Annotated in this window: 25 protein-coding genes, 1 tRNA gene, 2 pseudogenes and 1 CRISPR repeat array; of the genes and pseudogenes, 24 read left to right on the forward strand and 4 right to left on the reverse strand. The window is 39.5% G+C overall.

The window, feature by feature from the left end:
* The first annotated feature begins 173 nt into the window (after positions 1 to 173).
* The 7 genes from argG (at position 174) to cas2 (ending at position 9,019) form a co-directional block, all read left to right on the forward strand.
* Positions 174 to 1,505 carry an argininosuccinate synthase gene (argG, locus tag ASU1_RS02530; RefSeq protein ID WP_014991274.1) on the forward strand — a complete coding sequence of 444 codons (1,332 nt, stop codon included), beginning with the start codon at positions 174 to 176 and terminating at the stop codon, positions 1,503 to 1,505.
* A gap of 122 nt (positions 1,506 to 1,627) precedes the next feature.
* Positions 1,628 to 2,089 (forward strand): ribonuclease HI, encoded by a 462-nt coding sequence (gene rnhA / locus ASU1_RS02535; protein ID WP_014991275.1) that lies wholly within the window; start codon positions 1,628 to 1,630, stop codon positions 2,087 to 2,089.
* Positions 2,090 to 2,245: 156 nt separating this feature from the next.
* Positions 2,246 to 2,749 carry a CvpA family protein gene (locus ASU1_RS02540; RefSeq protein ID WP_005623488.1) on the forward strand — a complete coding sequence of 168 codons (504 nt, stop codon included), beginning with the start codon at positions 2,246 to 2,248 and terminating at the stop codon, positions 2,747 to 2,749.
* A gap of 13 nt (positions 2,750 to 2,762) precedes the next feature.
* Positions 2,763 to 4,280: an amidophosphoribosyltransferase gene (purF, locus tag ASU1_RS02545; protein WP_014991276.1), complete on the forward strand. Its 1,518-nt coding sequence runs from the start codon at positions 2,763 to 2,765 to the stop codon at positions 4,278 to 4,280.
* A gap of 283 nt (positions 4,281 to 4,563) precedes the next feature.
* Positions 4,564 to 7,728, forward strand: a complete 3,165-nt coding sequence (gene cas9 / locus ASU1_RS02550) for a type II CRISPR RNA-guided endonuclease Cas9 (RefSeq protein WP_014991277.1) — start codon at positions 4,564 to 4,566, stop codon at positions 7,726 to 7,728.
* A gap of 54 nt (positions 7,729 to 7,782) precedes the next feature.
* Positions 7,783 to 8,700, forward strand: coding sequence for a type II CRISPR-associated endonuclease Cas1 (gene cas1 / locus ASU1_RS02555; protein ID WP_014991278.1), 918 nt, complete (start codon positions 7,783 to 7,785; stop codon positions 8,698 to 8,700).
* Positions 8,693 to 9,019: a CRISPR-associated endonuclease Cas2 gene (cas2, locus tag ASU1_RS02560; RefSeq protein ID WP_014991279.1), complete on the forward strand. Its 327-nt coding sequence runs from the start codon at positions 8,693 to 8,695 to the stop codon at positions 9,017 to 9,019. The genes cas1 and cas2 overlap by 8 nt, the downstream gene beginning before the upstream one ends.
* A 63-nt stretch (positions 9,020 to 9,082) precedes the next feature.
* A CRISPR array of direct repeats spans positions 9,083 to 10,108; the repeat unit is 36 nt; unit sequence ATTATAGCACTGCGAAATGAAAAAGGGAGCTACAAC.
* 58 nt (positions 10,109 to 10,166) lie between these two features.
* Here the strand turns inward: cas2 and ASU1_RS02565 are convergent.
* From ASU1_RS02565 to yejK, 4 genes are all read right to left on the reverse strand, one after another.
* A complete protein-coding gene (locus ASU1_RS02565) occupies positions 10,167 to 10,622 on the reverse strand; it encodes a DUF5358 family protein (protein WP_014991280.1) in 456 nt (151 codons plus the stop codon).
* 99 nt (positions 10,623 to 10,721) lie between these two features.
* Positions 10,722 to 12,062, reverse strand: coding sequence for an NADP-specific glutamate dehydrogenase (gene gdhA, locus ASU1_RS02570; RefSeq protein WP_014991281.1), 1,341 nt, complete (start codon positions 12,060 to 12,062; stop codon positions 10,722 to 10,724).
* 331 nt (positions 12,063 to 12,393) lie between these two features.
* On the reverse strand, positions 12,394 to 12,741 hold the full coding sequence (gene bamE / locus ASU1_RS02575) for an outer membrane protein assembly factor BamE (RefSeq protein ID WP_014991282.1): 348 nt from the start codon (positions 12,739 to 12,741) through the stop codon (positions 12,394 to 12,396).
* A gap of 70 nt (positions 12,742 to 12,811) precedes the next feature.
* Positions 12,812 to 13,813, reverse strand: a complete 1,002-nt coding sequence (gene yejK, locus ASU1_RS02580; protein WP_014991283.1) for a nucleoid-associated protein YejK — start codon at positions 13,811 to 13,813, stop codon at positions 12,812 to 12,814.
* A 91-nt stretch (positions 13,814 to 13,904) separates the two neighbouring features.
* On the opposite strand from yejK, the gene ASU1_RS02585 reads away from it, so the two are divergent.
* From ASU1_RS02585 to ASU1_RS02660, 17 genes and pseudogenes are all read left to right on the forward strand, one after another.
* Positions 13,905 to 14,294, forward strand: coding sequence for a RidA family protein (locus tag ASU1_RS02585; protein WP_014991284.1), 390 nt, complete (start codon positions 13,905 to 13,907; stop codon positions 14,292 to 14,294).
* Positions 14,295 to 14,321: 27 nt separating this feature from the next.
* The gene (gene pgeF, locus ASU1_RS02590; RefSeq protein ID WP_014991285.1) at positions 14,322 to 15,059 is read left to right on the forward strand and encodes a peptidoglycan editing factor PgeF; all 738 of its coding nucleotides are present in this window, start codon (positions 14,322 to 14,324) and stop codon (positions 15,057 to 15,059) included.
* Between the two features lie 96 nt (positions 15,060 to 15,155).
* Positions 15,156 to 15,232, forward strand: a tRNA-Ile gene (locus ASU1_RS02595).
* Between the two features lie 196 nt (positions 15,233 to 15,428).
* A complete protein-coding gene (locus ASU1_RS02600; RefSeq protein WP_014991314.1) occupies positions 15,429 to 16,646 on the forward strand; it encodes a tyrosine-type recombinase/integrase in 1,218 nt (405 codons plus the stop codon).
* A 342-nt stretch (positions 16,647 to 16,988) separates the two neighbouring features.
* Positions 16,989 to 18,317 (forward strand): Fic family protein, encoded by a 1,329-nt coding sequence (locus ASU1_RS02605; protein ID WP_014991315.1) that lies wholly within the window; start codon positions 16,989 to 16,991, stop codon positions 18,315 to 18,317.
* Positions 18,318 to 18,510: 193 nt separating this feature from the next.
* Positions 18,511 to 19,386, forward strand: a complete 876-nt coding sequence (locus ASU1_RS02610) for a hypothetical protein (protein ID WP_014991316.1) — start codon at positions 18,511 to 18,513, stop codon at positions 19,384 to 19,386.
* 168 nt (positions 19,387 to 19,554) lie between these two features.
* Complete coding sequence (locus ASU1_RS02615; protein ID WP_014991317.1) at positions 19,555 to 19,770, forward strand: helix-turn-helix transcriptional regulator; 216 nt, start codon at positions 19,555 to 19,557, stop codon at positions 19,768 to 19,770.
* A gap of 9 nt (positions 19,771 to 19,779) precedes the next feature.
* Positions 19,780 to 20,160: a hypothetical protein gene (locus ASU1_RS02620; protein WP_014991318.1), complete on the forward strand. Its 381-nt coding sequence runs from the start codon at positions 19,780 to 19,782 to the stop codon at positions 20,158 to 20,160.
* 15 nt (positions 20,161 to 20,175) lie between these two features.
* A complete protein-coding gene (locus ASU1_RS02625; RefSeq protein WP_014991319.1) occupies positions 20,176 to 20,451 on the forward strand; it encodes a hypothetical protein in 276 nt (91 codons plus the stop codon).
* Positions 20,448 to 21,137 (forward strand): annotated as a pseudogene (locus tag ASU1_RS02630) (Rha family transcriptional regulator). Before ASU1_RS02625 ends, ASU1_RS02630 begins: the two are co-directional and overlap by 4 nt.
* Positions 21,124 to 21,360 (forward strand): annotated as a pseudogene (locus ASU1_RS12115) (terminase small subunit); the annotation flags it as partial. The pseudogenes ASU1_RS02630 and ASU1_RS12115, both read left to right, overlap by 14 nt.
* A 57-nt stretch (positions 21,361 to 21,417) precedes the next feature.
* Complete coding sequence (locus tag ASU1_RS12025) at positions 21,418 to 21,567, forward strand: hypothetical protein (protein WP_235189033.1); 150 nt, start codon at positions 21,418 to 21,420, stop codon at positions 21,565 to 21,567.
* A gap of 61 nt (positions 21,568 to 21,628) precedes the next feature.
* A complete protein-coding gene (locus ASU1_RS02640) occupies positions 21,629 to 22,264 on the forward strand; it encodes an ash family protein (protein ID WP_014991323.1) in 636 nt (211 codons plus the stop codon).
* Positions 22,257 to 22,598, forward strand: a complete 342-nt coding sequence (locus tag ASU1_RS02645) for a hypothetical protein (protein WP_014991324.1) — start codon at positions 22,257 to 22,259, stop codon at positions 22,596 to 22,598. The genes ASU1_RS02640 and ASU1_RS02645 overlap by 8 nt, the downstream gene beginning before the upstream one ends.
* Entirely contained in the window at positions 22,591 to 22,794 is a 204-nt protein-coding gene (locus tag ASU1_RS02650) for a hypothetical protein (protein WP_014991325.1), read from the forward strand. The genes ASU1_RS02645 and ASU1_RS02650 overlap by 8 nt, the downstream gene beginning before the upstream one ends.
* Positions 22,787 to 23,011: a hypothetical protein gene (locus ASU1_RS02655; protein WP_014991326.1), complete on the forward strand. Its 225-nt coding sequence runs from the start codon at positions 22,787 to 22,789 to the stop codon at positions 23,009 to 23,011. The genes ASU1_RS02650 and ASU1_RS02655 overlap by 8 nt, the downstream gene beginning before the upstream one ends.
* Entirely contained in the window at positions 22,989 to 25,160 is a 2,172-nt protein-coding gene (locus tag ASU1_RS02660; protein WP_039194772.1) for a DUF927 domain-containing protein, read from the forward strand. Before ASU1_RS02655 ends, ASU1_RS02660 begins: the two co-directional genes overlap by 23 nt.
* Positions 25,161 to 25,523: the final 363 nt, after the last annotated feature.

The following is a 25,523-nucleotide window of genomic DNA, read 5'->3' on the forward strand; positions in this document are numbered from 1 at the left end:
CATGAAAATTTGACCGCTTGTTTAGTATTAAACGTTAGATTAAAAATCATTACGAGATTTCTCTCTAAATTTTAGATGTAATTTTTACAAAATTAAACTAGAATAGACGGAATGACACAAATGCAACCGTTTGCGTCAGTTGTCTTTTATTGTGAAAATTTATAGGAATTCGTATGTCAGCAACAATTTTAGAATCTCTCCCATTAGGTCAAAAAGTAGGTATCGCATTTTCAGGTGGTTTAGATACTTCAGCCGCATTACTTTGGATGCGCAAAAAAGGTGCTGTACCTTATGCTTACACTGCAAACTTAGGTCAGCCGGATGAAGACGATTACAACGCAATTCCGAAAAAAGCGATGGAATACGGTGCGGAGAATGCGCGTTTAATCGATTGCCGTGCACAATTAGCACGCGAAGGTATCGCAGCAATTCAATGTGGCGCTTTCCATATTTCAACCGGCGGTATTCCTTATTTCAATACTACGCCACTTGGTCGTGCGGTAACCGGTACAATGCTTGTTGCGGCAATGAAAGAAGATGACGTAAATATCTGGGGCGACGGTTCAACCTTTAAAGGTAACGATATTGAACGTTTCTATCGTTACGGCTTATTAACCAATCCAAAATTAAAAATCTACAAACCTTGGTTAGACCAACTTTTCATTGATGAGCTTGGCGGCCGTTTCGAAATGTCTCAATTCTTAATCGCTAACGGTTTTGACTACAAAATGTCGGTGGAAAAAGCATACTCAACCGACTCAAATATGTTAGGTGCGACTCACGAAGCGAAAGACTTAGAAGAATTAAGCACCGGTATGAAAATTGTAAAACCGATTATGGGTGTAGCATTCTGGGATGAAAGCGTAGAAATCAAACCTGAAACCGTTTCAGTGACCTTCGAAGAAGGTGTGCCGGTAGCATTAAACGGTAAACGTATCGAAGATGCGGTTGAATTAATTTTAGAAGCAAACCGTATCGGTGGTCGTCACGGTTTAGGTATGTCGGATCAAATCGAAAACCGTATTATCGAAGCGAAATCTCGTGGTATCTATGAAGCACCGGGGATGGCGTTATTACACATCGCTTACGAGCGTTTAGTAACCGGTATCCACAACGAAGATACGATCGAACAATATCGTATCAACGGTTTACGTTTAGGTCGTTTACTTTACCAAGGTCGTTGGTTCGATCCACAAGCGTTAATGTTACGTGAAACGGCTCAACGTTGGGTGGCAAAAGCGATTACCGGTACAGTAACTTTAGAATTACGTCGTGGTAATGACTTCACCATTTTAAATACTGAATCACCAAATTTAACTTACGAAGCAGAACGTTTAAGTATGGAAAAAGTAGAAGATGCACCGTTCACACCAGCGGATCGTATCGGTCAATTAACCATGCGTAACTTAGATATCGTGGATACACGCGGTAAATTAGGCATTTATACTGAGACAGGTTTATTATCCGTTCAAAACAACGTATTACCGCAACTTGGTAAAAAGTAATCTTGATCTAATGCTTCAGAAAATTTAGAATCAATCAAAAGCCCCAATAGTTTACGCTTTGGGGCTTTAATTTTTTCATCAGTTTTTAAATTAAGCGGTCAAAAATTAAGAATTTTTTGCAAATGAAATTAGTTGAAATATTTACAGACGGCTCGTGCTTGGGCAATCCCGGCAAAGGCGGTATTGGCATTGTGTTGCGTTATAACGGGCACGAGAAGCAAGTTAGCAAAGGCTACTTTCAGACTACCAATAACCGGATGGAATTGCGTGCGGTGATTGAAGCGTTGGCAATGTTAAAAGAGCCTTGCCAAGTGCAGTTGAATTCAGATAGCCAATATATGAAAGACGGCATCACTAAATGGATTTTCAACTGGAAGAAAAATAACTGGAAAACCGCCAACGGTAAGCCGGTTAAAAATAAAGATTTGTGGATAGCGCTAGATCAAGAGATTCAGCGTCACAAAATTGAGTGGGCTTGGGTAAAAGGACACTCAGGTCATCGTGAAAATGAAATTTGCGATGAGTTGGCTAAAGCAGGTGCAAATAATCCTACATTGGAAGATGTAGGGTACAATGCGGATTAGCCAAAAGAGGCAAGCGGTCAAATTTTGCAAAATTTTTGCAAATTTGAACCGCTTGTAAAATTTTTCGGCATATATTATGCGTTTTTTACGAAGTTTGCTCTACGCAAACGTTTTCTTTTTTTGTAGAATATAGGTTCTTAACCTTTAGAGGTTTTTATGGTTGACATTATTATTATCGGATTAATTGCATTTTCTATCTTAGTAAGCCTTTGGCGAGGTTTTGTAAGTGAAGTGCTTTCACTTGCCGGTTGGGTCGTAGCGTTTTTTGTGGCAAGCAATTTTTATCCTTACCTTAGCGGCTACCTCACGCAAGTAAATTCGGTATATCTTCAAAACTCAGAATACTTACGTAATGGCATCGCAGCTGCTGTTCTTTTTATTATCACACTGATTGTATGTGGCATTATTAGCGCTCTGCTAAGCAAATTAGTGGATACAACAGGTCTATCAGCGACAGATCGTGTGTTAGGCGGTGCGTTTGGCGCATTACGCGGTATTTTGATTGTTGCGGCAATCTTATTCTTCTTAGATACCTTCTCATCAGCAAGCCAAACGGAATTATGGAAAGAGTCTCAACTCATTCCGCACTTTGACTTTATTGTGAAATGGTTCTTTGAACAACTACAAGCTAATTCCAGCTTTTTAAATTCGACTAAATAGAGAGGTTTTTTATATGTGCGGCATTGTCGGCATTATTGGGGGATCGCCGGTTAATCAGGCGATTTATGATGGTTTAACATTACTTCAACATCGCGGGCAAGATGCCGCAGGTATCGTCACAATTGATGATGAAAACCGCTTCCGCTTACGTAAAGCTAACGGCTTAGTAAGTGACGTATTTCGTCAAGAGCATATGCTCAGATTACAAGGTAATGCGGGTATCGGCCATGTTCGTTACCCGACTGCCGGTTCATCAAGTGTTTCAGAAGCACAACCTTTCTATGTAAACTCACCTTTCGGTTTAACTTTAGTTCACAATGGTAACCTAACCAATAATGCTGAATTAAAAGAACGCTTATTCAAAGAAGCTCGCCGTCACGTTAATACCAATTCGGATTCAGAATCATTATTGAATATTTTTGCGCACTATTTAGATCAATACCCGACAGCGCATTTAACTCCTGAAAATATCTTTGAAACGGTACGTAAAACCAACGAAGTGATTCGTGGTGCTTATGCGTGTATCGCTATGATTATCGGCCATGGTATGGTGGCATTCCGTGATCCGTTCGGTATTCGTCCGTTAGTATTAGGTAAGCGTGTTGTAGAAGGCAAAACAGAGTATATGTTTGCTTCCGAAAGCGTTGCTTTAGATATTGTCGGTTTTGAATTCGTACGTGATGTAAATCCGGGTGAAGCGGTTTATATTACCTTTGACGGTGAATTACATTCGGCAATTTGTGCGGATAATCCGAAATTAAACCCATGTATTTTTGAATACGTTTATTTTGCTCGCCCGGATTCAGTGATTGACGGCGTATCTGTGTATAGCGCACGTGTGCATATGGGTGAATTATTAGGTGAGAAAATTAAACGTGAATGGGGACGCATGATCGATGAGATTGATGTGGTTATCCCAATCCCTGAAACCTCAAATGACATTGCAGTACGTATCGCAAACGTCTTATATAAACCTTATCGCCAAGGCTTTGTAAAAAACCGTTATGTTGCGCGTACCTTCATTATGCCAGGGCAAGCGCAACGTAAAAGTTCGGTACGCCGTAAATTAAATGCGATTTCAAGCGAGTTTAAAGGCAAAAATGTGTTATTAGTTGATGACTCTATTGTACGCGGTACAACATCGGAACAGATCGTTGAAATGGCTCGTGCTGCCGGTGCGAAGAAAGTTTACTTCGCATCAGCTGCGCCGGAAATTCGTTACCCGAACGTATATGGTATTGATATGCCGACTTGTGAAGAATTAGTGGCTTATGATCGCTCAGTAGAAGAAGTGGCGGAAATGATTGGTGTAGATAAACTGATTTTCCAAGATCTCGAAGCATTATACAAAGCGGTTCAGGCAGAAAACCCAACAATTCAACATTTTGACGCATCAGTATTTACCGGCGAATACATTACCGGCGATGTAGATAAAGCTTACCTTGACGCAATTGCACACGCTCGTAATGACAAAGCAAAAGCCAAAGCTGCAAAACAAGCAACCAATTTAGAAATTCATAACGAAAACTAAATTAAAGCATAAAAACAAGCCCTTGAGTCTGAGATGATTCAAGGGCTTTTTGTATTAATGGCTATATAAAACGATGCCCCTTGAAACCGAAATTTCAAGGGGCAGAGCGTTGCGAGAAATTCATCTCTTATTGTAACAACGTTTTTCATTTCGCAGTGCCATTACAATGATTAAATAGTATCGTTGACATTGATTGTTGTCAATATACATTTATTACAATTTATGATAAAAATTAAACGCCTTGTAAAAAAGGATTATTACAAATTATAAGAGGTGAAATTGTATGAAATTGACGCCATTAAACTATATTTTAGGTCTTGATTTAGGGATTGCTTCTGTCGGTTGGGCAGTGGTAGAGATTGATGAGCAAGAAAATCCACTAGGTTTAATTGATGTAGGAGTACGAACATTTGATAGAGCTGAAGTGCCGAAAACAGGCGAAAGTTTGGCATTAGCTCGCCGTTTAGCTCGTTCTGCTCGTCGTTTAGTAAAACGTCGAGCGGATCGAATTAAAAAAGCGAAGCGTTTATTAAAAGCAGAAAATATTTTACTTTCGGCAGATGAACACTTGCCCAATGATGTTTGGCAATTACGGGTTAAAGGTTTGGATCAAAAGCTCGAACGCCAGGAATGGGCAGCGGTTTTATTGCATTTATTGAAACATCGTGGTTATTTGTCACAACGTAAAAATGAAAGCAAAAGTGAGAATAAAGAATTAGGTGCGTTGCTTTCAGGTGTAGAAACAAACCATCAAATTTTGCAATCTGCTGAATACCGCACGCCTGCGGAAATTGCTGTGAAGAAATTTCACGTAGAAGATGGGCATATTCGTAATCAGCGTGGTGCTTATACGCATACATTTAGCCGTTTAGATTTATTGGCGGAAATGGAATTATTGTTCCAACGCCAAACGGACTTGGGCAATCCGCACACTTCTGCAAAATTATTGGAAAATTTGACCGCTTTATTGATGTGGCAAAAGCCTGCGTTGGCGGGCGAAGCCATTTTGAAAATGCTCGGCAAATGTACCTTTGAACCCACCGAATATAAAGCGGCGAAAAATAGTTATTCGGCTGAGCGTTTTGTATGGCTGACCAAGTTGAATAATTTGCGTATTTTGGAACAAGGGGCTGAGCGTGCATTGACTGATAACGAACGTTTTGCTCTGCTCGATCAGCCTTATGAAAAAGCCAAGTTTACTTACGCCCAAGCACGTACAATGTTAGCTTTACCTGATGAAGCAATTTTTAAGGGCGTGCGTTATCAAGGCGAAGATAAAAAAGCTGTCGAAACGAAAACTATTTTAATGGAGATGAAAGCCTATCATCAAATCCGTAAAGCATTAGAGAATGCAGATTTAAAAGCAGAATGGAATGAACTTAAAAATAATTCCGAATTGCTTGATGACATTGGCACAGCGTTTTCATTGCATAAAACTGATGAAGATATTTGCCGTTATTTAGATGGAAAATTATCGGAAAGCATATTGAATGCGTTGTTAGAAAATCTGAATTTTGACAAATTTATTCAACTTTCACTTAAAGCATTACAACAAATTTTACCGTTGATGTTGCAAGGGCAACGTTATGATGAAGCGGTTTCAGCGATTTATGGTGATCATTATGGTAAAAAATCAGCAGAAATTAACCGCTTGTTACCAACTATTCCAGCCGATGAAATCCGCAATCCAGTAGTATTACGCACACTGACTCAAGCTCGCAAAGTGATCAATGCGGTGGTGCGATTGTATGGTTCACCTGCTCGTATTCATATTGAAACAGGACGAGAAGTGGGCAAATCTTATCAAGATCGTAAGAAACTGGAGAAACAACAGGAAGATAATCGTAAACAACGTGAAAGTGCGGTGAAAAAATTCAAAGAATATTTTCCAAATTTCGTGGGAGAGCCAAAAGGTAAAGATATTCTAAAAATGCGTTTGTATGAGTTGCAACAAGCAAAATGTTTATATTCAGGCAAATCATTGGAATTACACCGCTTATTGGAAAAAGGCTATGTAGAAGTTGATCATGCTTTGCCGTTTTCTCGCACTTGGGATGATAGCTTTAATAATAAAGTGTTGGTGCTTGCCAATGAAAACCAAAATAAAGGCAATTTAACACCTTATGAATGGTTAGATGGCAAAAATAATAGTGAACATTGGCAAAATTTTGTCGCACGAGTACAAACTAGTGGTTTCTCACATACTAAGAAACAACGTATTTTAAGTCATAAACTAGATGAAAAAGGCTTTATCGAACGTAATTTAAATGATACTCGCTATGTTGCCCGTTTCTTATGTAATTTTATTGCTGACAATATGTTACTGACAGGCAAAGGCAAGCGAAAAGTGTTTGCTTCAAATGGGCAAATTACGGCTTTATTACGTGGGCGTTGGGGTTTACAAAAAGTACGTGATGATAATGATCGCCACCACGCTTTAGATGCGGTTGTGGTTGCCTGCTCAACGGTAGTGATGCAACAGAAAATTACAAGATTTGTGAGATATGAAGAGGGTAATGTTTTCAGTGGAGAACGAATTGATCGTGAAACTGGTGAGATTATTCCTTTGCATTTCCCAAGCCCCTGGGCATTTTTTAGAGAAAATGTGGAAATTCGCATTTTTAGTGAAAATCCGAAATTAGAACTGGAAAATCGCTTACCTGATTATCCACAATATAATCACGAATTTGTTCAGCCGTTATTTGTGTCGAGAATGCCAACCCGAAAAATGACAGGGCAAGGGCATATGGAAACAGTAAAATCAGCCAAACGTTTAGATGAAGGTTTAAGTGTATTAAAAGTGCCTTTAACACAACTTAAATTGAGCGATTTAGAGCGAATGGTTAATCGTGAGCGTGAAGTTACATTGTACGAATCTTTAAAAGCCCGTTTAGAACAATTTGGTAATGATCCAGCAAAAGCTTTTGCCGAACCGTTCCATAAAAAAGGCGGTGCGGTGGTTAAAGCTGTGCGAGTGGAACAAACGCAAAAATCAGGCGTATTAGTGCGTGATGGCAATGGTGTTGCGGATAATGCTTCTATGGTGCGAGTTGATGTCTTTACCAAAGGTGGCAAATACTTCCTTGTGCCAATTTACACTTGGCAAGTGGCGAAAGGGATTTTGCCAAATAAGGCGGTAACTGCTAATGTTGATGAAATTGATTGGCTTGAAATGGATGAAAGTTATCAATTTATCTTTACTATGTACCCAAATGATCTTGTCAAAGTAAAATTGAAAAAAGAAGAATTCTTTGGTTATTACGGTGGTTTAGATCGAGCAACAGGGGCTATTGTCATAAAAGAACACGATTTAGAAAAATCCAAAGGAAAACAAGGTATTTATCGTATTGGCGTTAAATTAGCTTTGTCATTTGAAAAATACCAAGTCGATGAACTCGGTAAAAATATCCGTCCTTGTCGTCCAACTAAACGACAACACGTACGCTAACTGAATCCCTACACTCTTCGAGTGTGGGGATTTTTTGTATTTAAGGAAGAAATTATGACTTGGCGTAGTATTTTAATTAGCAAGGGCGGAAAACTTTCCTTGCAGAAAAATCAAATGTTGATTCAGCAAGAGGGTAATGAATTTACTGTACCTTTGGAAGATATTGCGATTGTAGTGGTGGATAGTCGGGAAACGGTTATTACGATTCCCTTATTATCTGCTTTTGGTTTATACGGCATTACGTTTTTAACTTGTGATGAACAGTTTTTACCTTGTGGGCAATGGTTGCCATTTAATCAATATCATCGACAGCTCAAAACCTTGAAATTACAGCTAGAAGCTAGCTTGCCACAAAAGAAGCAGCTTTGGCAGAAAATTGTGCAACAGAAAATCCGAAATCAAGCGACAGTGTTGAAGATTTGCAAATTTCAAGCAGAATCCGACCGCTTGTCTAAAATGGCAGAGCAAGTAAAGTCGGGTGATAAAGAGAACTTGGAAGCACAAAGTGCGGTAATTTATTTTCAAACTCTATTTGGTAAAGGGTTCAAACGTACCGAAGATGAGAATATGGTCAATAGTGCCTTGAATTATGGTTATACCGTAATGCGTTCTGCGGTTGCCCGTGCGCTTGTGTTATATGGTTGGTTACCCCAAATCGGTTTATTTCATCGCAGTGAACTGAATGCATTTAATCTTGCAGATGATTTTATTGAGCCATTTCGTCCGTTAGTAGATTTATTAGTGGTGCAACTTGCGAATGATGATAAGTTGGCGTTCAATTTATCGCCTATTTTAAAGCAGCGCTTAATTAAGGTATTAAATTATCAGCTTTTATTTAAACAAGAAAAAGTGAATACCTTAACCGGTATTGAGCGAAGCGTGAGTTCATTTCAATCTGCATTAACTCAACGAAATGCAGATTTGTTAAAACTTCCTGAAATTCTACCGCTTGCGGAGCATCAATATGAGTGAGAATGTGTTTATGCGTATGATTGTATTATTTGATTTACCTGTAACAACCAAAGCCAAAATGCGAGCCGCAAATCAATTTCGGCAATTTTTGCTGAAAGATGGCTACCAAATGTTACAACTTTCTATTTATACTCGAATTATTCGAGGGCGAGATTCAATGGAAAAACATCATAAAAGACTAGTAGAACATTTACCTGAAGAGGGTTCAATTCGTTGCATTTCTATTACTGAAAAACAATTCGCCAATATGGAAATTCTAGTTGGAGAGAAAAAATTGCAAGAAAAAAAGGTGAATTCGAACCAACTTTTACTGTTTTAAGGCAATTTTTTTAATAATAAAAAAGCCTTGAACCCTTACTGCTCAAGGCTTTTTAGAGTCCCGATTATAGCACTGCGAAATGAAAAAGGGAGCTACAACCCTAAGAATGTTGTTATCAATATTGATTCAATTATAGCACTGCGAAATGAAAAAGGGAGCTACAACCACTATGTTTGCCTTATCTGCTATTGGATCATTATAGCACTGCGAAATGAAAAAGGGAGCTACAACGACAGCATTAATATCGCGATCCGCATCCTCATTATAGCACTGCGAAATGAAAAAGGGAGCTACAACTATAACCGATAAATTGCCAATCATCGGTAAATTATAGCACTGCGAAATGAAAAAGGGAGCTACAACAAAACGTGAGAGAATTTATTCATTTTTGGAATTATAGCACTGCGAAATGAAAAAGGGAGCTACAACCGCTGTTGGATATTTGAGTGGCCAACACTTATTATAGCACTGCGAAATGAAAAAGGGAGCTACAACTTCGTTTACCGCATCATAGTTAAAGCCTTCATTATAGCACTGCGAAATGAAAAAGGGAGCTACAACAAAAAATGCGAAAAATGGCAGCAATATTGAATTATAGCACTGCGAAATGAAAAAGGGAGCTACAACGGAATTTATGAGCCATGTAATATCTATCCCATTATAGCACTGCGAAATGAAAAAGGGAGCTACAACTACACCGTTTGAGCAAGAAGTGCCCTGATTATTATAGCACTGCGAAATGAAAAAGGGAGCTACAACCTTTCGCTCTCGCTTTGGCTCGCCCCATTTATTATAGCACTGCGAAATGAAAAAGGGAGCTACAACAGTGGTTGAGGGTAATGCCTAATGTATGCGATTATAGCACTGCGAAATGAAAAAGGGAGCTACAACATTCTGACCGGGTTTAACAGATATGCTGTCATTATAGCACTGCGAAATGAAAAAGGGAGCTACAACTAGGACGGAGCTTATACCTTCGTAAAGCAAATTATAGCACTGCGAAATGAAAAAGGGAGCTACAACGCAGTGAATGAAGTGATGTAAGCATATAAAATTATAGCACTGCGAAATGAAAAAGGGAGCTACGACTCCTGACGAAGTCGTGTACCAGAGTCGAATTGTAGCTATGTGAAATAACTAAGAAAGCTTATTTATACACCTGTGGTATTGAGTATTCAATTTGCTGTTTGATTTGAGCGTAGATTGGTTTGAACTCTTCGCAGCGAGATTTATCAACATTAGCTTTTTGGTGGTTATATTTTTCATGCATTTGCTCAAAGTAAAGACGTGAGGATTCGTCTTTTTCGATCAATTGAGCATTGTGTTCGCCAATTAACTCTTTTAATAAATTTTGCTGGAAATAGAGCATCGTCATGCTTTCGGCAACAGACCAATTGTCATAGATTTGTTGGTAATTCGGTTTTGCAAGATCGGGGAAAAGGCATTGTTCAATATTATTTAACTGACGAACCAAGATTTTCATATCGGTAGCGGAGATTTTGTATTTGGCGTGTTCCGTATAAGCGGTCGGATTTTCAGCAGAATTTGCAAAACTGGTGTGGCATAAAGCTGCACAAATCAAGGTAAATAAAGTTTTTCGCATTGTATTTATTCCTATGTCTGTTTGGCGCAGCATAGCATAGATCTTTTATTTCGCGCAAAAAATAAACCCTCCGAAGAGGGCTTATTTTAGTGGAAATCGTTATACGATACCTTGTTCTAACATTGCCGTTGCCACTTTTTTGAAGCCTGCAATATTTGCACCGTTTACATAGTTCACGAAACCGTCTGCTTCTGTGCCGTTTTCTACACAGTTTTCGTGAATAGCTGTCATGATATTGAATAGACGTTGATCAACTTCTTCACGAGTCCAAGATAAACGGATTGCGTTTTGGCTCATTTCTAAACCTGAAGTCGCTACACCACCGGCATTTGCCGCTTTACCCGGAGCGTAAAGAATTTTCGCAGCGATAAACACTTCAACACCTTCAAGTGTTGTTGGCATATTTGCGCCTTCAGCGACGCAGAAACAACCGTTTTTCACTAATTCTTTTGCTGCTTCACCGTCTAATTCATTTTGTGTTGCACACGGAAGCGCAATATCACATTTCACACCCCATGGTTTTTGACCTTCAAAGTATTGGATGCCTTGTTCTTGAGCGTATACTGATAAACGTTCGCGGCGTTCATTTTTTAACACTAATAAATCTGCTAATTGTTTTTCAGTCATACCTGAATCCGGGAATAACACATAACCGTTTGAGTCAGATACGGTTAAGACTTTCGCACCTTTTTGGATTGCTTTTTCTGCAGCGTATTGTGCTACGTTACCCGAGCCTGAAATAACAACACGTTTGCCTTCAAAACCTTGACCTTTAGTTGCTAACATTGCGTCTGCAAAGTAAACCGCACCGTAACCGGTTGCTTCTGGACGAATTAAGCTACCGCCCCAAGTTAAGCTTTTACCGGTTAATACTGAGGTAAATTCATTACGTAATTTTTTGTATTGACCATACATGTAACCAATTTCACGCCCGCCAACGCCGATGTCGCCTGCTGGAACGTCTGTATCTGCACCAATATGGCGAGATAATTCCGTCATAAATGCTTGGCAGAAACGCATGACTTCAGCGTCTGATTTGCCTTTCGGGTCAAAGTCCGAGCCACCTTTACCACCACCCATCGGTAATGTAGTTAATGCATTTTTGAAGACTTGTTCAAATGCGAGGAATTTTAAAACACCTAAGTCAACTGTCGGATGGAAACGAATACCACCTTTATAAGGACCAATCGCAGAGTTCATTTGAACACGGTAACCACGGTTTACTTGCACTTGACCTTTATCATCAACCCAAGTTACACGGAAAGTAATAACACGCTCAGGCTCAACAATACGTTCTAAAATACCTTGTTGAGTATATTGTGGATTTTTTGCAAGGAATGGTGCTAATGAACCGAAAACTTCTTCCACTGCTTGGTGGAATGGTGCTTGGTTAGGATCACGTTGTTTGATTTTTTGGAACAATGCGTTTAAGTCGCTCATAAAGTACTCCTGTTATGTTTGAATTTTAGTAAGAAATAGGTTGTGTTTTGCTATGTCTCGGAGTCTAGCAAGCAATTTTTAATTTGAAAAGATGTAATTAAAAAAATTTATCAAATAAATTACAAAAATTTAGTCAACTGATTAAAAAATGCTCTGCTGTTGATTTTTTATGATTTTTAATAGGGGTAAATGCTCAAAAGTTAAGTTGAAATTGATGATTTGATTGCAAATTTGGTTATGTTGTACAAAAACTAATGGTTGGGTTAAGGATTAGAAATATTAATGAATGATTTTCGACATAAAAAAAAGCCCACATCTGTGGGCTAATGAATTATTCCGCTTTAGTCGCTTCAATCGGTTTATCTAATTTAATATCACGAACTAAACCTTGGTTATCGAAGTAAACAAAGAGAGTATGCTGAATAGGATCGTTATACCCCTCACGTTTAATGAAAACATAATCCCAACGGTTTTGTGCAAATACGTCTTGTAACATAGGTGTGCCAAGTAAATATTGCACTTGGGTTTTATTCATACCGACTTGTACTTGATCAATTTTGTCTTGTTCTAAATAGTTACCTTGTGGAACATCAATACGATACACCACTTTTTTTACGGTAGAACAAGAGGTAACACCTACAGCAAGCAGTGCGATAGCTAAAAGAGATTTCATTTTCATAATATTTATTGACCTTTGAATTGTTCAAAATGATTGGATAGATAATACCCAAACTCATAAAAATTTTCCATTATTTATTGCGTTCCAACTGGTCACGCAAATTTGCTGGTAACCCTTTGATTGTTAATGTATCGTTTAGTTCATCCCAAATTAAACGTTCGCCGAGTAATTCCGCATTAAAACTAATTGTTACGCCCTTACCTGAGCCTGAATATTTGGTTAAGGTTTTTAATGCATTACGAACTGGTGGAATATTTTCTTCAAGCCCGTATTCTTGCTCTTGAGTAAATTGTGCAAAATTAACTTCGTTAAGTGTCGGTAGCGCTTCAGATAATTCACTTAAGGCGATTTCTTCGCCGCTGTTAATTTGCCCTTTACAGTATTCAAATACTTGCTTTTTCACTTCTCGAGTTTGCGGGGCAGATAATTCACCTTGATCACAGTAGTCACTCACCGCTTGTAAAAGCGTTTGATTTTGTAATTGAGGGTTAAAACCTTCTTCCGCACTCAGAAAATCCATAAAGAAGTCCGCAATTTTTCGTCCGACTCGCCCTTTAATAAAGGTGAGATAACGATTTGATTGTGCATTGATTTTTAATTCAGTCAGATTGATACGGCAAGCGATATCATACTGAGTAATATCCAAATATTCGGTGCGTTTTATGTCTAATTGATCGTCGACTAACATTGAGGTACGGCTATCAATCAATGCGATAAATAAATAATCAGTGGCTAAAAAGTTATAACGGCAAAGGATAAAGGTTCCGCCTGATGCAAAAGGATATTTCGCTAATTCGCTAGAGAGCATTTTGGCACAACTGTGACTGAACGGTAAAAAATCAGTTTCCTGTTCTAATAAGCGATTAAGTTGCTGAGCAAAAATAGATTCATTTTTAAATATGCCGTAAGCCTTTGCTTTACTTTGGTAAGCTTGGTGAAGCTGCAACATCATTTGCTCCACTTCAGGACTAATGGCAAGTAGATTGTCGCGAAGTACCGTATTTAACTCCGGTGTTTCACCTTCGGTTTGGTGAATCTGATGAAGGACGATTTCAGTAACATTAATGCTCATACTATTTCTCTTGAGATTAGGGGTAGAAATAAAAGGTGGGAGATATTATCATTAAACGTACTATTTTTCATTACTAAAAGAAGGAATTCATATGACTAAAGTTATTCATACAGAAAAAGCACCTGCGGCAATTGGCCCATACGTACAAGCGGTTGATTTAGGCAATCTTGTTTTAACCTCAGGGCAAATTCCGGTTAATCCGCAAACAGGCGAAATCCCAACTGATATCACTCAACAAGCTCGCCAATCATTAGAAAATGTTAAAGCGATTATCGAGCAAGCAGGTTTAAGCGTAGCGGATATCGTAAAAACAACGGTTTTTGTGAAAGACTTAAATGATTTTGCAACAGTGAATGCAGAGTATGAAGCATTTTTCCGTGAAAATAATCATCCGTCATTTCCGGCTCGCTCATGTGTTGAAGTCGCTCGTTTACCAAAAGATGTCGGTTTAGAGATTGAAGCGATTGCAGTACGCAAATAAGCGGTCATTTTTAGAGAAAATTTTGCAATGAAAAACATTACGCCAAATTGGCATGCGCCTGAGCATATTCGTGCCTTTACTACCGTCAGAATAGGCGGCGTCAGCCAAGTACCTTTTGATAGCTTTAATTTAGGTGATCATGTCGGCGATAATCCTAAGGATGTACAACAAAATCGCCAGTTATTGGTAGAGCAGTTCGGTTTACCGCATTTTCCACTCTTTTTAACGCAAACACACAGCACTCGTGTGATTCGCCTACCGTATGACGGCGATAATTTGGAAGCAGATGCGGTTTATACCGATCAACCGAATCAGGTTTGCTTAGTGATGACGGCAGATTGTTTGCCGGTTCTTTTCTATAGTAAAGATGGAAAAGAAGTGGCGGCGGCTCATGCCGGATGGCGAGGTTTATGCGATGGCGTATTAGAAAATACGGTTGCTAAATTCGCTTGTTCGCCGGCGGAGATTTGTGCATGGCTAGGACCAGCGATTGGTCCAACTAAATTCCAAGTCGGTAAAGAAGTGATTGAGCAGTTCTGTGCTTTTGATCCGCAAGCCGAGCTGGCATTTATTGCGGACCCGACAACAAGCGGTAAATTTTTAGGAAATCTTTACCAAATTGCTCGACAGCGATTGAATAAACTTGGTATTACCGAAATTTCCGGTGGAGAGCATTGTACTTTTACTGAACAAGAACGCTTTTTCTCTTATCGAAGAGATAAGCAGACTGGACGTATGGCAAGCCTGATTTGGCGTTCTGAATAAAGCACAATTTATAGCGAGTATGTTTTTTATGCGGGTGTTCGCCTAACGCTAGACGAACACCCAAAATTTCCCTATAATCCAACCTCATTTCTTAATCCCCCCTTAGCTCAGTCGGTTAGAGCAGGCGACTCATAATCGCTTGGTCACTGGTTCAAGTCCGGTAGGGGGGACCAACTTCACTTTTCCACTCTTTCGTTTTCTTTCGTACTCTTACACTCAAGCCTTGATATTACTAGCTTTATCGTACTTTTTCATTATTTTTTCTTACGTATTCTTTCGCATTCATTCGTTTACAGCCGTGAATTTTAGTTATACATTTAGTTATACGGAGCATATAACTAAAAAAATCGTATAACTAAAAGGGCTAAAATGGCGAGATTAACTAAACCACTTACTAATACCGAAATAGAGCGAGCCAAAGCTAAAGAGAAGGAGTATACACTTTCTGATGGTGGCGGACTTTATCTACTTATCAAATCTAACGGCGCTAAGTTATGGCGCTTTAACTACTATAAACCGCTTACTAAGAAAAGAGCCTTAATAAGTTTTGGCCGCTATCCTGATATATCACTACAACAGGCGAGAAAACAGCGAGATGAATGTTTATCTCTATTAGCGGTAAATACTGATCCACTGGAACACCGCCAACAGATGGAAAGAGAAGAGCAAGCCAAGCTAGAAAATACCTTGTTGAAAATAGTTGAGCTATGGCATAGCAAACGCCTCGATGATGTAAAGCACGGGGAGATTCAAGCAGAAACTCTACGGAAAAACAGGGCAATCTTAGACAAGCATATTTTGCCAATGTTAGGTCATTTAGCGATAACAGAGATTAGCCCAAGAATTGTAGTCAGTGCGCTAGAGCCAGCTAAAGAAAGAGGTTTAGGCGATACTCTCAAGCGTGCTATTCGATTATTGAATGAAGTGTTAAATTTCTCAGTAAATGCAGATTTGATTGAGTTTAATAAATGCCTGAAAGTAAGCGATCATTTCAGTACGCCTAAAGCCGTGAATAACCCAACCATTCCGCCAAAAGAATTACCTGCGTTTTTAGAAGCCCTGAGGGATAGCAATTTGTCCTTACAAACGAAGTTATTGATTAAGTGGCAGTTGCTCACAATTACCCGCCCAAAAGAAGCCTGCGAAGCGTTATGGCGCGAAATTGATTGGGAAGCTAAAACCTGGACGTTACCCGCTGAAAAAATGAAGATGAAGCGCCCGCACGTAATTCCCTTAAGTAACCAATCATTGCGCATACTTGAAAAGATGAAAAAGATTACAGGTAACAGCCCTTTCATATTTCAAAGTGAGATAAAGCCCAAGCAACCAATGAATAGCCAAACAGCAAATCGAGCAATCAAACTACTAGGCTATGAAGGGCGTTTAACTGCTCACGGTTTAAGGTCGATAGCTTCTACTTACTTGAATGAACAATTAGTCAATTATGACGTGGTAGAGGCTTGCCTTGCTCACGTTATCAAAGACCAAACCAGAAAGGCTTACAACCGTTCTGATTATCTCGATCAACGAGTAGAAGTAATGCAACAATGGGCGGATTATGTTGAGAAGTGTTCTATTGGGATTTAGTAGAGCATTTTCAGAACATGGGGGAATTAACGATTTTTACCTATACTGTATAAATTTATTCCCTCCTCTCTATTAGGAAGCATATTTTTAATAGTCCAATAGTCCAAAACACCCTTTTTAAGGTATGAAATCATTATATATCAATAAGTTAGATGTAAAATTATTGGACTATCATTGGACTAAAATCACCATTTTTGGACTAAAATACCCCCTTTTTGGACTATTTATTGAAAATTTAGTACGGCAAATAGGATACTTTTAAGGCGAATTATATTTTACAAACTCAAATGAATACGGAATAATGCGTAAAACAACGCAATTTTAAAAAATTGAGGTATTAAAATGAAAATGCCAAAACCACCAGCTTATGACGAGTTACTCCAAGCACCAGTAAACCATAATGACTTTTTCAATTACTTAGCTGAATTTAAAGCGACGGATGAGAAAGGGCGGTATCTTGCGTGGGATAAGTTCAAGCGGGTAAATCCTAATGATAGTTTGCAAAAATGGCTGGCGGTAAAGATGAACCGCAAAACATTACAGAAAACACTTAAGATAGGCGATATTTCTTTTGCTTTTTGTGTACCTGATAGCTTACAGGCGACACTACATTTCATTGATAAATCAACTGGCGGAAGTGTTGGCGTGAGTAGCCTCGAGGGCTTAAGTAAGCAAGAACAGGGGCGTTTTTTGTTGAAATCTTTAGTGATGGAAGAAGCGATAACCTCAGCACAGCTAGAAGGGGCGGTAACAACTCGAAAAGTAGCTAAGGAAATGTTAGAAACGGCAAGAAAGCCAAGAACAAAAGACGAAATGATGATAGTAAATAACTATTATCTGATGCAAGAAGCCATAGCTCGTAAAGATGAACCGCTTAGCATTGAATTGATTCTTGAGCTTCATCGTATTGCAACGCACAACGCCATTGAAAATAAAGCCGTAGCGGGAGAGTTTAGGCAAGATGATGAAATTTATATCGCTGATGAATACGGAGATAAAATCCATCAACCGCCAACGCATACCGAGCTAAATCATTTAATGACAGCTTTTTGTGATTTTGCCAATGATGAACATACGGGAGAGAGTGGGAATTTTATTCACCCTGTAATCAAGGCGATCATTCTTCATTTCTTGATTGGCTATATCCACCCTTTCGGAGATGGAAACGGAAGAACCGCTAGAGCCTTGTTTTATTGGTATATGCTCAAAAGCGGATATTGGCTATTTGAGTTTATTTCTGTAAGTAGATTACTGAAAGAAGCCCCGAAACAATACGCCATGAGCTATATAGATACGGAAACAGACGAGTTAGATATGACGTATTTTCTTTACTATCAAGCTAATATTATTAAGCGGGCTATTGCTGATTTAGAAAACTATATCATTAATAAACAGCGTGATTTTAGTAACTTTGTGAGCGTGATAGCGGACTTTACCGCCAAGACAAAAATCAGTCATAGACAAATCCAAATTTTGCAAAAAGCGGTTAAAGAAACAGGCTATATCTTCACGGCAAAAGAAATCAGCAATGAATACGGTATATCTGAGAACACAGCAAGAAGCGATTTAAAGGCACTACTAGACTTAAATCTACTGGGACAATTCAAGATAGGAAATGCTATCGGGTATATTTCCCCGAATGATTTACTAGAACGTCTTAAACGTGCTTAGGTAACTGTTTATAAAAACAGGTTTTCCTTTATTAGCACGAAAGAAAACGATATAATACGCAATATTACATAGCCTTAAATGGCTTTCCAATTTGAGCAACTAGGAGCGGACTAATTACCCGAGCCGAAAAGAAACTACCCCTATTAGCTTCCTGTTGCTCACTCTCTTAATAGGGCAACGTGTAGGGGCGTTTATGGCAAAATCACAGGATTATTATAATAAATTACCTGATTGTTCAATTGTTGATTATGAACTTATCCCACTTCCTGAAGCTTGCTTATTATGGTGCGGGGTGAGCTTTGAAGATTTAGCTGATGAAGTTAAACTTCTGACAAATATATCACAAAGTATTTATAAACACCCTTATATTCCTTGTTTAGAAAAGAAAACAAGAGTTATAAATAGGGCAATTAACGAGGGTAAATTAAGAGTAGTTAGAGAACACGGAGAGGGTGGAGAAATTATTACAGACTATTTAGGTAACATAAAAAGAGATAATAAAGGCAATCCTTTAATTGATCACGTTGCTTATGATCGCAGGCATTTTTGGATTAAAGACTTAAAAGCTTTTATTTCTGAAAATTTCCCAAATGATCGCCCTAAAACAATTTTCTATGATGAGGAATTAAAACCATCTGTAAATGTTGAAGACAATTTAAAATTACAAGCAAAGATCAATGAACTACAAATAACACTGGCAAGCGAACAAAGCAAAATCCGTGATTATGAGTTAGCAATGCAATCATTATCTCATCAAACCCAATTAGCTAAAACAGCACAACAGGACGCAGAGGAGCGATTAGAAAGAGGACGTGAGTTGTATCGACAATTACAAACGGCTTATAATCAACTTAAGCTCCCCCCTGAAAGTAATATAAACTTAGATAATACCCTTTACTTACTAGGCGAAGTTATCAATGCAGTAAAATCCAAGCATAAGCAATGGACACAGTCTGCGATTATTGATGAAATTTTTACACTACGACAAGGAAAATCAATAACAGGATTAGAACAGAGAACAATCGAAGAATACTTTTCTAATGCAAATAAACGGCTAAAAGCCAAATAACCGCAAACGCCCAAATTATGAGGGCGTTTTTTATTGCCAAAATCTCTTTATTTTCAATTAGTTATTTTCGCAACGAGAAAATCTTTTTCGGCTGCGATGACCTTTCTGACACGCTCTACCACAATACGCCCCGAATGATTAACTAATAAATCGCAAAGGAGCGTAAGAATGGAACATATCCCATCAATCGAAACTAACCAACCTCAAACTATGGCAACTCCGCCAAAGCAATTACTCAATGTTCAAGATGTGCGCACAGTAACTGGTTTATCAGTTACTACTATCTACAAACTCGTGAAAGATGGCGCATTCCCACAGCCGAAAAAATGCGGGCGATCTACTCGTTGGCGTTTAGCGGATATTCAAGCCTATATCAATTCGTAGGGGGAGCTTATGAACGCTAATACTACACGTAAAGAAAAGCTAGGAAGCTATTTATTAGCAAGCCGTAACGGCTTTTCTGAACTGGACGGAATGAGGGAATTAGGCATTACCAGCGGTCGAAACGAGATCAACGAACTAGAAGCGATTACACAGACTGAATTTATTCGTATTCAAGAACATAACCAAAACGGAGGCACATATTTTCGCTATTTCTTAGCGGATAAAACACAAGCGGAGAGATTAATCACTTTCCTAAATGGAAAAGCAGTAAGTCGTAACGCAGCGATTCCCTATCCGCCAACGGTGGCGGAATCTGTACTTAATCAATTAGCAACGCCAACACAGGCGCAATTACAGCACAAAGTGCGTAAACCGGTGAAAGGAGTGTAAAAGGAGTGATTCAGTATGAAGTGTGAAATAGCCAAGATGAATACGGTATTAATTCAGCACGCATTTGATTACTACGCTGCCGGCAATAAGAACGTATTCACGTTTAAGAGCCTGTACAACGATGAAGAACCCTACCCGCTTGAGGAGCTTATCACTTGCCTTAATACGCGCATTCAGATTTTAGAAGCGGAACAGCAAGAAAAACACACCGAGAGCCGGCAGACTTCAATCTGGCTATATGCGAAAAGAATTAAGCAATTGGAAACGATTAGAAAGGGGAAAATGAGATGAAAGGATTAAATGAGCAATTACCGATTGAAGCGGTATTTCCTAAAGTGTTTCGTAAAGAAACCGTTGCAATGACAAATACTCTCAAAGTAGCGGAATATTTCGGAAAACAGCATAAAAACATTTTGCAACGTCTTGAAAATTTAGACTGTTCAGAAGCATTTAACCGGCTGAATTTTAAGCCCGTTAAGTACACCGACCAAAAGGGAGAAAGCCGGAAGATGTTCTTAATGACCCAAGACGGCTTTACGCTTTTAGTTATGGGATTTACCGGTAAAAAAGCAATGCAATTCAAAGAATCCTACATTGCAGAATTTAACCGAATGAAAAAGCAACTTGATAGCAAAGACCGCTTAAGAGATACGTAACACTTACTTAATGAAGCGATTGATTTCAAACAGCAGACCTCTGAAAAAGAAGATCCGCACGCTTACAGCCGCGAAAATACTCTCGTTTATTGTGTAGCGTTGGGCATGAGTAAAAAGAAATGGTTATCACAGAATGGTTATCCGGCAGATGTTGAAATCCGCCAATTTCTCACACCGGAACAACTTGATTTAATCCATTTACTGGTTACGGAAAACGCTACCATGATTAAGTTAGGCTTGGAGTACACAGTACGTAAAAATCATTTACAAGCAAGTGCGTTGCATTACTGGCGCAAACTAGCGGCAAATAAGGAAAAATAATGACAACAACCTAACACCCAAACAAGAAGCCTTTGCGCTGAAATATGTTGAATTAGGTAACGCAAGCGAAGCATACCGCCAAGCCTACAATACTGATGAAATGAAGCCGGAAACCGTCCACCGAAAAGCTAATGAGCTGATGAGTAACGGCAAGATTACGGCAAGGATTGACGAGCTAAAGGCAGAACATCAAGCACGGCACAAGCTGACCGTCGATGACTTGCTAATTGATCTAGACGAAGCGAGAAACATAGCAAAAGAGAACGGCAATGCTAATGCAATGATTTCCGCCACAATGGCAAAAGCGAAGTTATTGGGGCTTGATAAGCCAACGTTAGAAGTAGCGGTAAATGGTACGTTAGACAATATCCCGACAGTTATCGAACTTGTTGCACCTAGCTTTGATAACTCGAATTCTTGGAGTCCATAAAAACGCCCTCAAAGCGACACTAAGAGGGCGAAAACAAAAATTTAAAAAAGGTATTTAACCGATGAATATTTTACAGTACATCACAACAAATAGCGACACAATCGACAATAATCCGCAAGGTTATTTAGATATGGTTCATTCCGTACTATCGGCGGAATTTGCAAAAAATGAAGAAAATTCGACCGCTTGTAAAAAGAATTGCTTTACAAGTTTAGCGAATAAGGTTTATGCTACTCTCGCTTTCGCAAAATCGGAAGCCGAGCGTGGAAACTCGAATAATTTACTTGTGGCGAACACTAGCACGCCTTTCAATGACCGTGCTTTTTTTGTTCGTGGACTAAACACACCTAAAGAAAATGACCAATCCAAAAATGGATTCGTTACATTTCTCTCTATGGTAGCGTTTAGTGGGCAACGTTTAATCGTTGGCTGTGTTCCACAAGTCGCAGTTTTCCACCCCGCTAAACGCTATCGCCAAGCCGTGGAAAGCAAAGCGATAGACTCTAAAAATTTACTTGTGGAGCTATCAGCCATGATCTACCTATTCAAAGCCGTAAGCCGTTTAGACTTACGCAACACGTCAAAACCGATTTCATCATTCCCTTGCTATACCGTGCGTATTAAAGCCAATAGCTTAGAACAAGCTAAAGCTAAGGTCTGCCCTTTCTTTGCCGTTAAAGAGGTGGTTTATGCGTAACACAAATAAATTGATTGAAGATATTCGTGAGCAAACCGACAACCTCGATATGCTCCTTACCTATGCGAATAGTTTATCAAGTGCGATTAGCGTCGATCATTCTGAGTGCATCAGTGTAGATGGCGAAAGCGAATTTACTTATAGCAGCGATATTGCCGACGGCTTACTTGCGCTTAATGATTACCTTATTGGGCAGATTAAACAGGCACACCGCCAACGTGATCAACAGATTTATGAATTAATCAAAGTTCACGAAGCACAGACCGAAGCATTGAACGCTTACAAATTGGCGGAATGTGAACGAAAAGCGGTGGAGGTAGCGAAAGATGAGTAACCAACAAGCACAATTTAACGAAGGAATGGCTAAATGTTGGCAAGCGGCGACCCTATTAGATGCTATGTCAAAATCACGTCTTCAAGATATGGATGGTGTAAGTATTAGTATAGCAATCGAAGGAATTCACGGCATTCTTATATCTGCCTTATCTGAAATGGAAAATTTAAACTTTAAGGGAGGCGAGAATGAGTAATCTAGAAACCCTCCATTCAATCAAGCAGCCGTTAGATATGGCGAAGATATTCCTTGAGATTGCTTTAACCGGCAACGGTGCGGTACGACGTGAAAACGGTACGCTGATGAGCAGAGATGAAATACTGGCGGAAGCCTTCCAATACTTAGATGAAGCGCACACTTACTTACAGGAAGTGATCGAAGAGGTGGAGTATGAACAAAATCCGCTTTTATGATGACCAGTTAGCAAAAACGAACGCTTTCAACGATTGGATTATTCTAGCAGGAAGAGACGTACATAAAGCCTATTACCGATGGAATAAAGAGACTAACCATTCAGAAGCAGGCAAAGGCGAAAGATGGGCATTAATTCGTGATAGCTTCAAGCTAGGCAATGATATGATTCCGTGCTTGTTGGATAGCAAAGATTTGGGCCAATTAGACCGCTTGTTACTTGCGCCGGCAGCACAACGATTCATTAAAATATTCCAAGTGGGGGAACTCCCCACTTTGGCGAAAGATAAAGATGATTTTCGCACCCGAGTATTGATGAACCTCGCAGAACATTGCCCGAATCTTACCGCCGTAGAATGGCTAGATGAAGGCTTTAATACGGAAAACCTAACCAGCGAATATCAGCGCATTAAGAACGGACAGCACGCTACCGCAGAGCTTTTAGAGCAACGCACACTTAACCCCGAAGATGATACCGCTCCACGTGTAGAAATGCGTAAGCGTGGCGGATTAAAAGGCTTGTACTATGTTACTACTCGTATTGTGGACGGTGAGAAAGTCGAAAGCGAAAAATGGTTATCCGATTTTGTCGAGGTCATCGGACTAGGCAAAGGAGAAAGTGAACATTTCATTATTTTGCAAAAAGAGAAGCAAGAACGACCGCTTGTTATGCCGCTAAAAGATATTGGTGAGCGTGACGGCTGGCAGTATTTGAAACGTAATGATGTGACGGTAACTACTAAGCAAGCACTACGGGCGGAATTAGCCGATTATTTGCAATTTAAAAGCCGAACCGCCAAGCAGTATTACATTACCGACAAAACCGGCTGGAATGAAGATTTAACCGCTTTTACCTTGCCAAACGGGGAAACCTTAGGGCAACCGCAAACCCCGACCATTTTCCGCAATTTAACGCAGAATATCGAAGGATATAGAGTAAGCGGAACAACAGCGGACTGGGTGGAGAATATCGGGCGTTATTGCGTAGGTAATCCGTCGATGATGTTATCGATTGGCGTGGCATTAAGTGCGCCATTATTGAAACCTTTAGAGGCGGACGGCTACGGCGTACACCTTTACGAAGATTCAACATTCGGTAAAACAACCGCTTTAAATATCGCTTCCTCAATTTACGGACACCCAAGAGAAACTCGTACAGCATGGAACGCTACACCGTTGGCCTTACAGAACGAAGCCTTTAGCCGTAACGGGCTATTTATGCCGTTAGATGAAATCAGCGAAGCCAGTCCGAAAGCCGTCGCACAGACCGCTTATAGCTTGTTTAACGGACAAGGGAAGTTACAAGGTGCGAAAGAAGGTGGAAATCGCAAGTCGATTAAATGGCTAGTAGCGAATCTCTCCACCGGTGAGGAAGGTTTAGAGAGCTACCTCAAGCAACAAGGGATAAAGGTCAATGCCGGCCAATTAGTCCGCTTACTCAATATCCCGATGAAACGAGCGACAGAGTTTCACGGCTTGGCGGACGGTAAAACGCACGCTGACGCGCTCAATGCAAACGTCATGCGCTATTTTGGTGCGGTGGGTGTAGATTGGCTCACTTATCTAGTCCAAGCGGAAAAAAGCGCATTGAGAGCGTTATACGACAAAGTAAAACAATCTCGATTAAAGAGCTTGCCGGATAATTCAGAACCTCAAATTAAGCGGGTGATGGCGGATAGATTCGCCCTCATTGAAACCGCCTTATTATTGGCTAAGGATATCTTACAATGGACGGAAAAGGATATATCAAACGCTATCACGGCTAACTTCAATGAATGGGTAAACGCTTATGGCTGGCACTCGAAAAAGCATACACAGATCATTGAACAAGTGAACGGTTGGCTATTGGTAAATGCTGATACTCGTTTTGAAGAGTTTCCACCGGACGGCACACAGAAGCCTATCAGCAATAAAGCCGGTTATCGACTGGTAGAAGATGACCGTTATTTTGTCTTCAAAAGCGTATTTGAAGATGAAGCCTTACAAGGGCAGACGAAAGAGGTTGCACTTCCGGTATTAGTTAAAGCGGGCATTCTTCATAAGGGAGAGGGCAACGGCTACGCATACCTCCAACGAATACCACACAAGATCAACCCAAAGAGAACCCGAGCTTATCTGATAGAGATTCTCAATGAGAATAGCGACGAATAGCCATATCATTAAACTACATTCAGACCGCCATTATTGGCGGTTTTTTTGTTATGCTTTATTGTTTATAAAATGCACTTTTTATACAACCTGTATAAATTTATTCTCCCTTTCTATTAGGAAGCATATTTTTAATAGTCCAATAGTCCAAAACACCCTTTTTAAGGTATGAAATCATTATATATCAATAAGTTAGATGTAAAATTATTGGACTATCATTGGACTAAAATCACCGTTTTTGGACTAAAATACCCCCTTTTTGGACTAAATGCTTAAGCTAAAAAAATAAAAGAGCCAAAAAACATTTAGTCCAAAAACCACCTAAAATAGTCCAAAATGTAAAAAAATAGTCCAAAAAATTTTATG

The organism is Actinobacillus suis ATCC 33415, from assembly GCF_000739435.1.
GTDB lineage: Bacteria > Pseudomonadota > Gammaproteobacteria > Enterobacterales > Pasteurellaceae > Actinobacillus > Actinobacillus suis.

Coding starts and splice junctions, on each gene's coding strand:
- purF (WP_014991276.1), top strand. CDS start 2,763: ATGTGCGGCATTGTCGGCATTATTGGGGGATCGCCGGTTAATCAGGCG.
- ASU1_RS02655 (WP_014991326.1), top strand. CDS start 22,787: ATGAGTAATCTAGAAACCCTCCATTCAATCAAGCAGCCGTTAGATATG.
- ASU1_RS02640 (WP_014991323.1), top strand. CDS start 21,629: ATGAATATTTTACAGTACATCACAACAAATAGCGACACAATCGACAAT.
- rnhA (WP_014991275.1), top strand. CDS start 1,628: ATGAAATTAGTTGAAATATTTACAGACGGCTCGTGCTTGGGCAATCCC.
- ASU1_RS02620 (WP_014991318.1), top strand. CDS start 19,780: ATGAACGCTAATACTACACGTAAAGAAAAGCTAGGAAGCTATTTATTA.
- cas2 (WP_014991279.1), top strand. CDS start 8,693: ATGAGTGAGAATGTGTTTATGCGTATGATTGTATTATTTGATTTACCT.
- bamE (WP_014991282.1), bottom strand. CDS start 12,741: ATGAAAATGAAATCTCTTTTAGCTATCGCACTGCTTGCTGTAGGTGTT.
- ASU1_RS02565 (WP_014991280.1), bottom strand. CDS start 10,622: ATGCGAAAAACTTTATTTACCTTGATTTGTGCAGCTTTATGCCACACC.
- ASU1_RS02540 (WP_005623488.1), top strand. CDS start 2,246: ATGGTTGACATTATTATTATCGGATTAATTGCATTTTCTATCTTAGTA.
- cas9 (WP_014991277.1), top strand. CDS start 4,564: ATGAAATTGACGCCATTAAACTATATTTTAGGTCTTGATTTAGGGATT.
- yejK (WP_014991283.1), bottom strand. CDS start 13,813: ATGAGCATTAATGTTACTGAAATCGTCCTTCATCAGATTCACCAAACC.
- argG (WP_014991274.1), top strand. CDS start 174: ATGTCAGCAACAATTTTAGAATCTCTCCCATTAGGTCAAAAAGTAGGT.
- ASU1_RS02615 (WP_014991317.1), top strand. CDS start 19,555: ATGGAACATATCCCATCAATCGAAACTAACCAACCTCAAACTATGGCA.
- ASU1_RS02660 (WP_039194772.1), top strand. CDS start 22,989: ATGAACAAAATCCGCTTTTATGATGACCAGTTAGCAAAAACGAACGCT.
- ASU1_RS02585 (WP_014991284.1), top strand. CDS start 13,905: ATGACTAAAGTTATTCATACAGAAAAAGCACCTGCGGCAATTGGCCCA.
- ASU1_RS02610 (WP_014991316.1), top strand. CDS start 18,511: ATGGCAAAATCACAGGATTATTATAATAAATTACCTGATTGTTCAATT.
- ASU1_RS12025 (WP_235189033.1), top strand. CDS start 21,418: ATGATTTCCGCCACAATGGCAAAAGCGAAGTTATTGGGGCTTGATAAG.
- ASU1_RS02605 (WP_014991315.1), top strand. CDS start 16,989: ATGAAAATGCCAAAACCACCAGCTTATGACGAGTTACTCCAAGCACCA.
- ASU1_RS02645 (WP_014991324.1), top strand. CDS start 22,257: ATGCGTAACACAAATAAATTGATTGAAGATATTCGTGAGCAAACCGAC.
- cas1 (WP_014991278.1), top strand. CDS start 7,783: ATGACTTGGCGTAGTATTTTAATTAGCAAGGGCGGAAAACTTTCCTTG.
- ASU1_RS02650 (WP_014991325.1), top strand. CDS start 22,591: ATGAGTAACCAACAAGCACAATTTAACGAAGGAATGGCTAAATGTTGG.
- gdhA (WP_014991281.1), bottom strand. CDS start 12,062: ATGAGCGACTTAAACGCATTGTTCCAAAAAATCAAACAACGTGATCCT.
- ASU1_RS02600 (WP_014991314.1), top strand. CDS start 15,429: ATGGCGAGATTAACTAAACCACTTACTAATACCGAAATAGAGCGAGCC.
- ASU1_RS02625 (WP_014991319.1), top strand. CDS start 20,176: ATGAAGTGTGAAATAGCCAAGATGAATACGGTATTAATTCAGCACGCA.
- pgeF (WP_014991285.1), top strand. CDS start 14,322: ATGAAAAACATTACGCCAAATTGGCATGCGCCTGAGCATATTCGTGCC.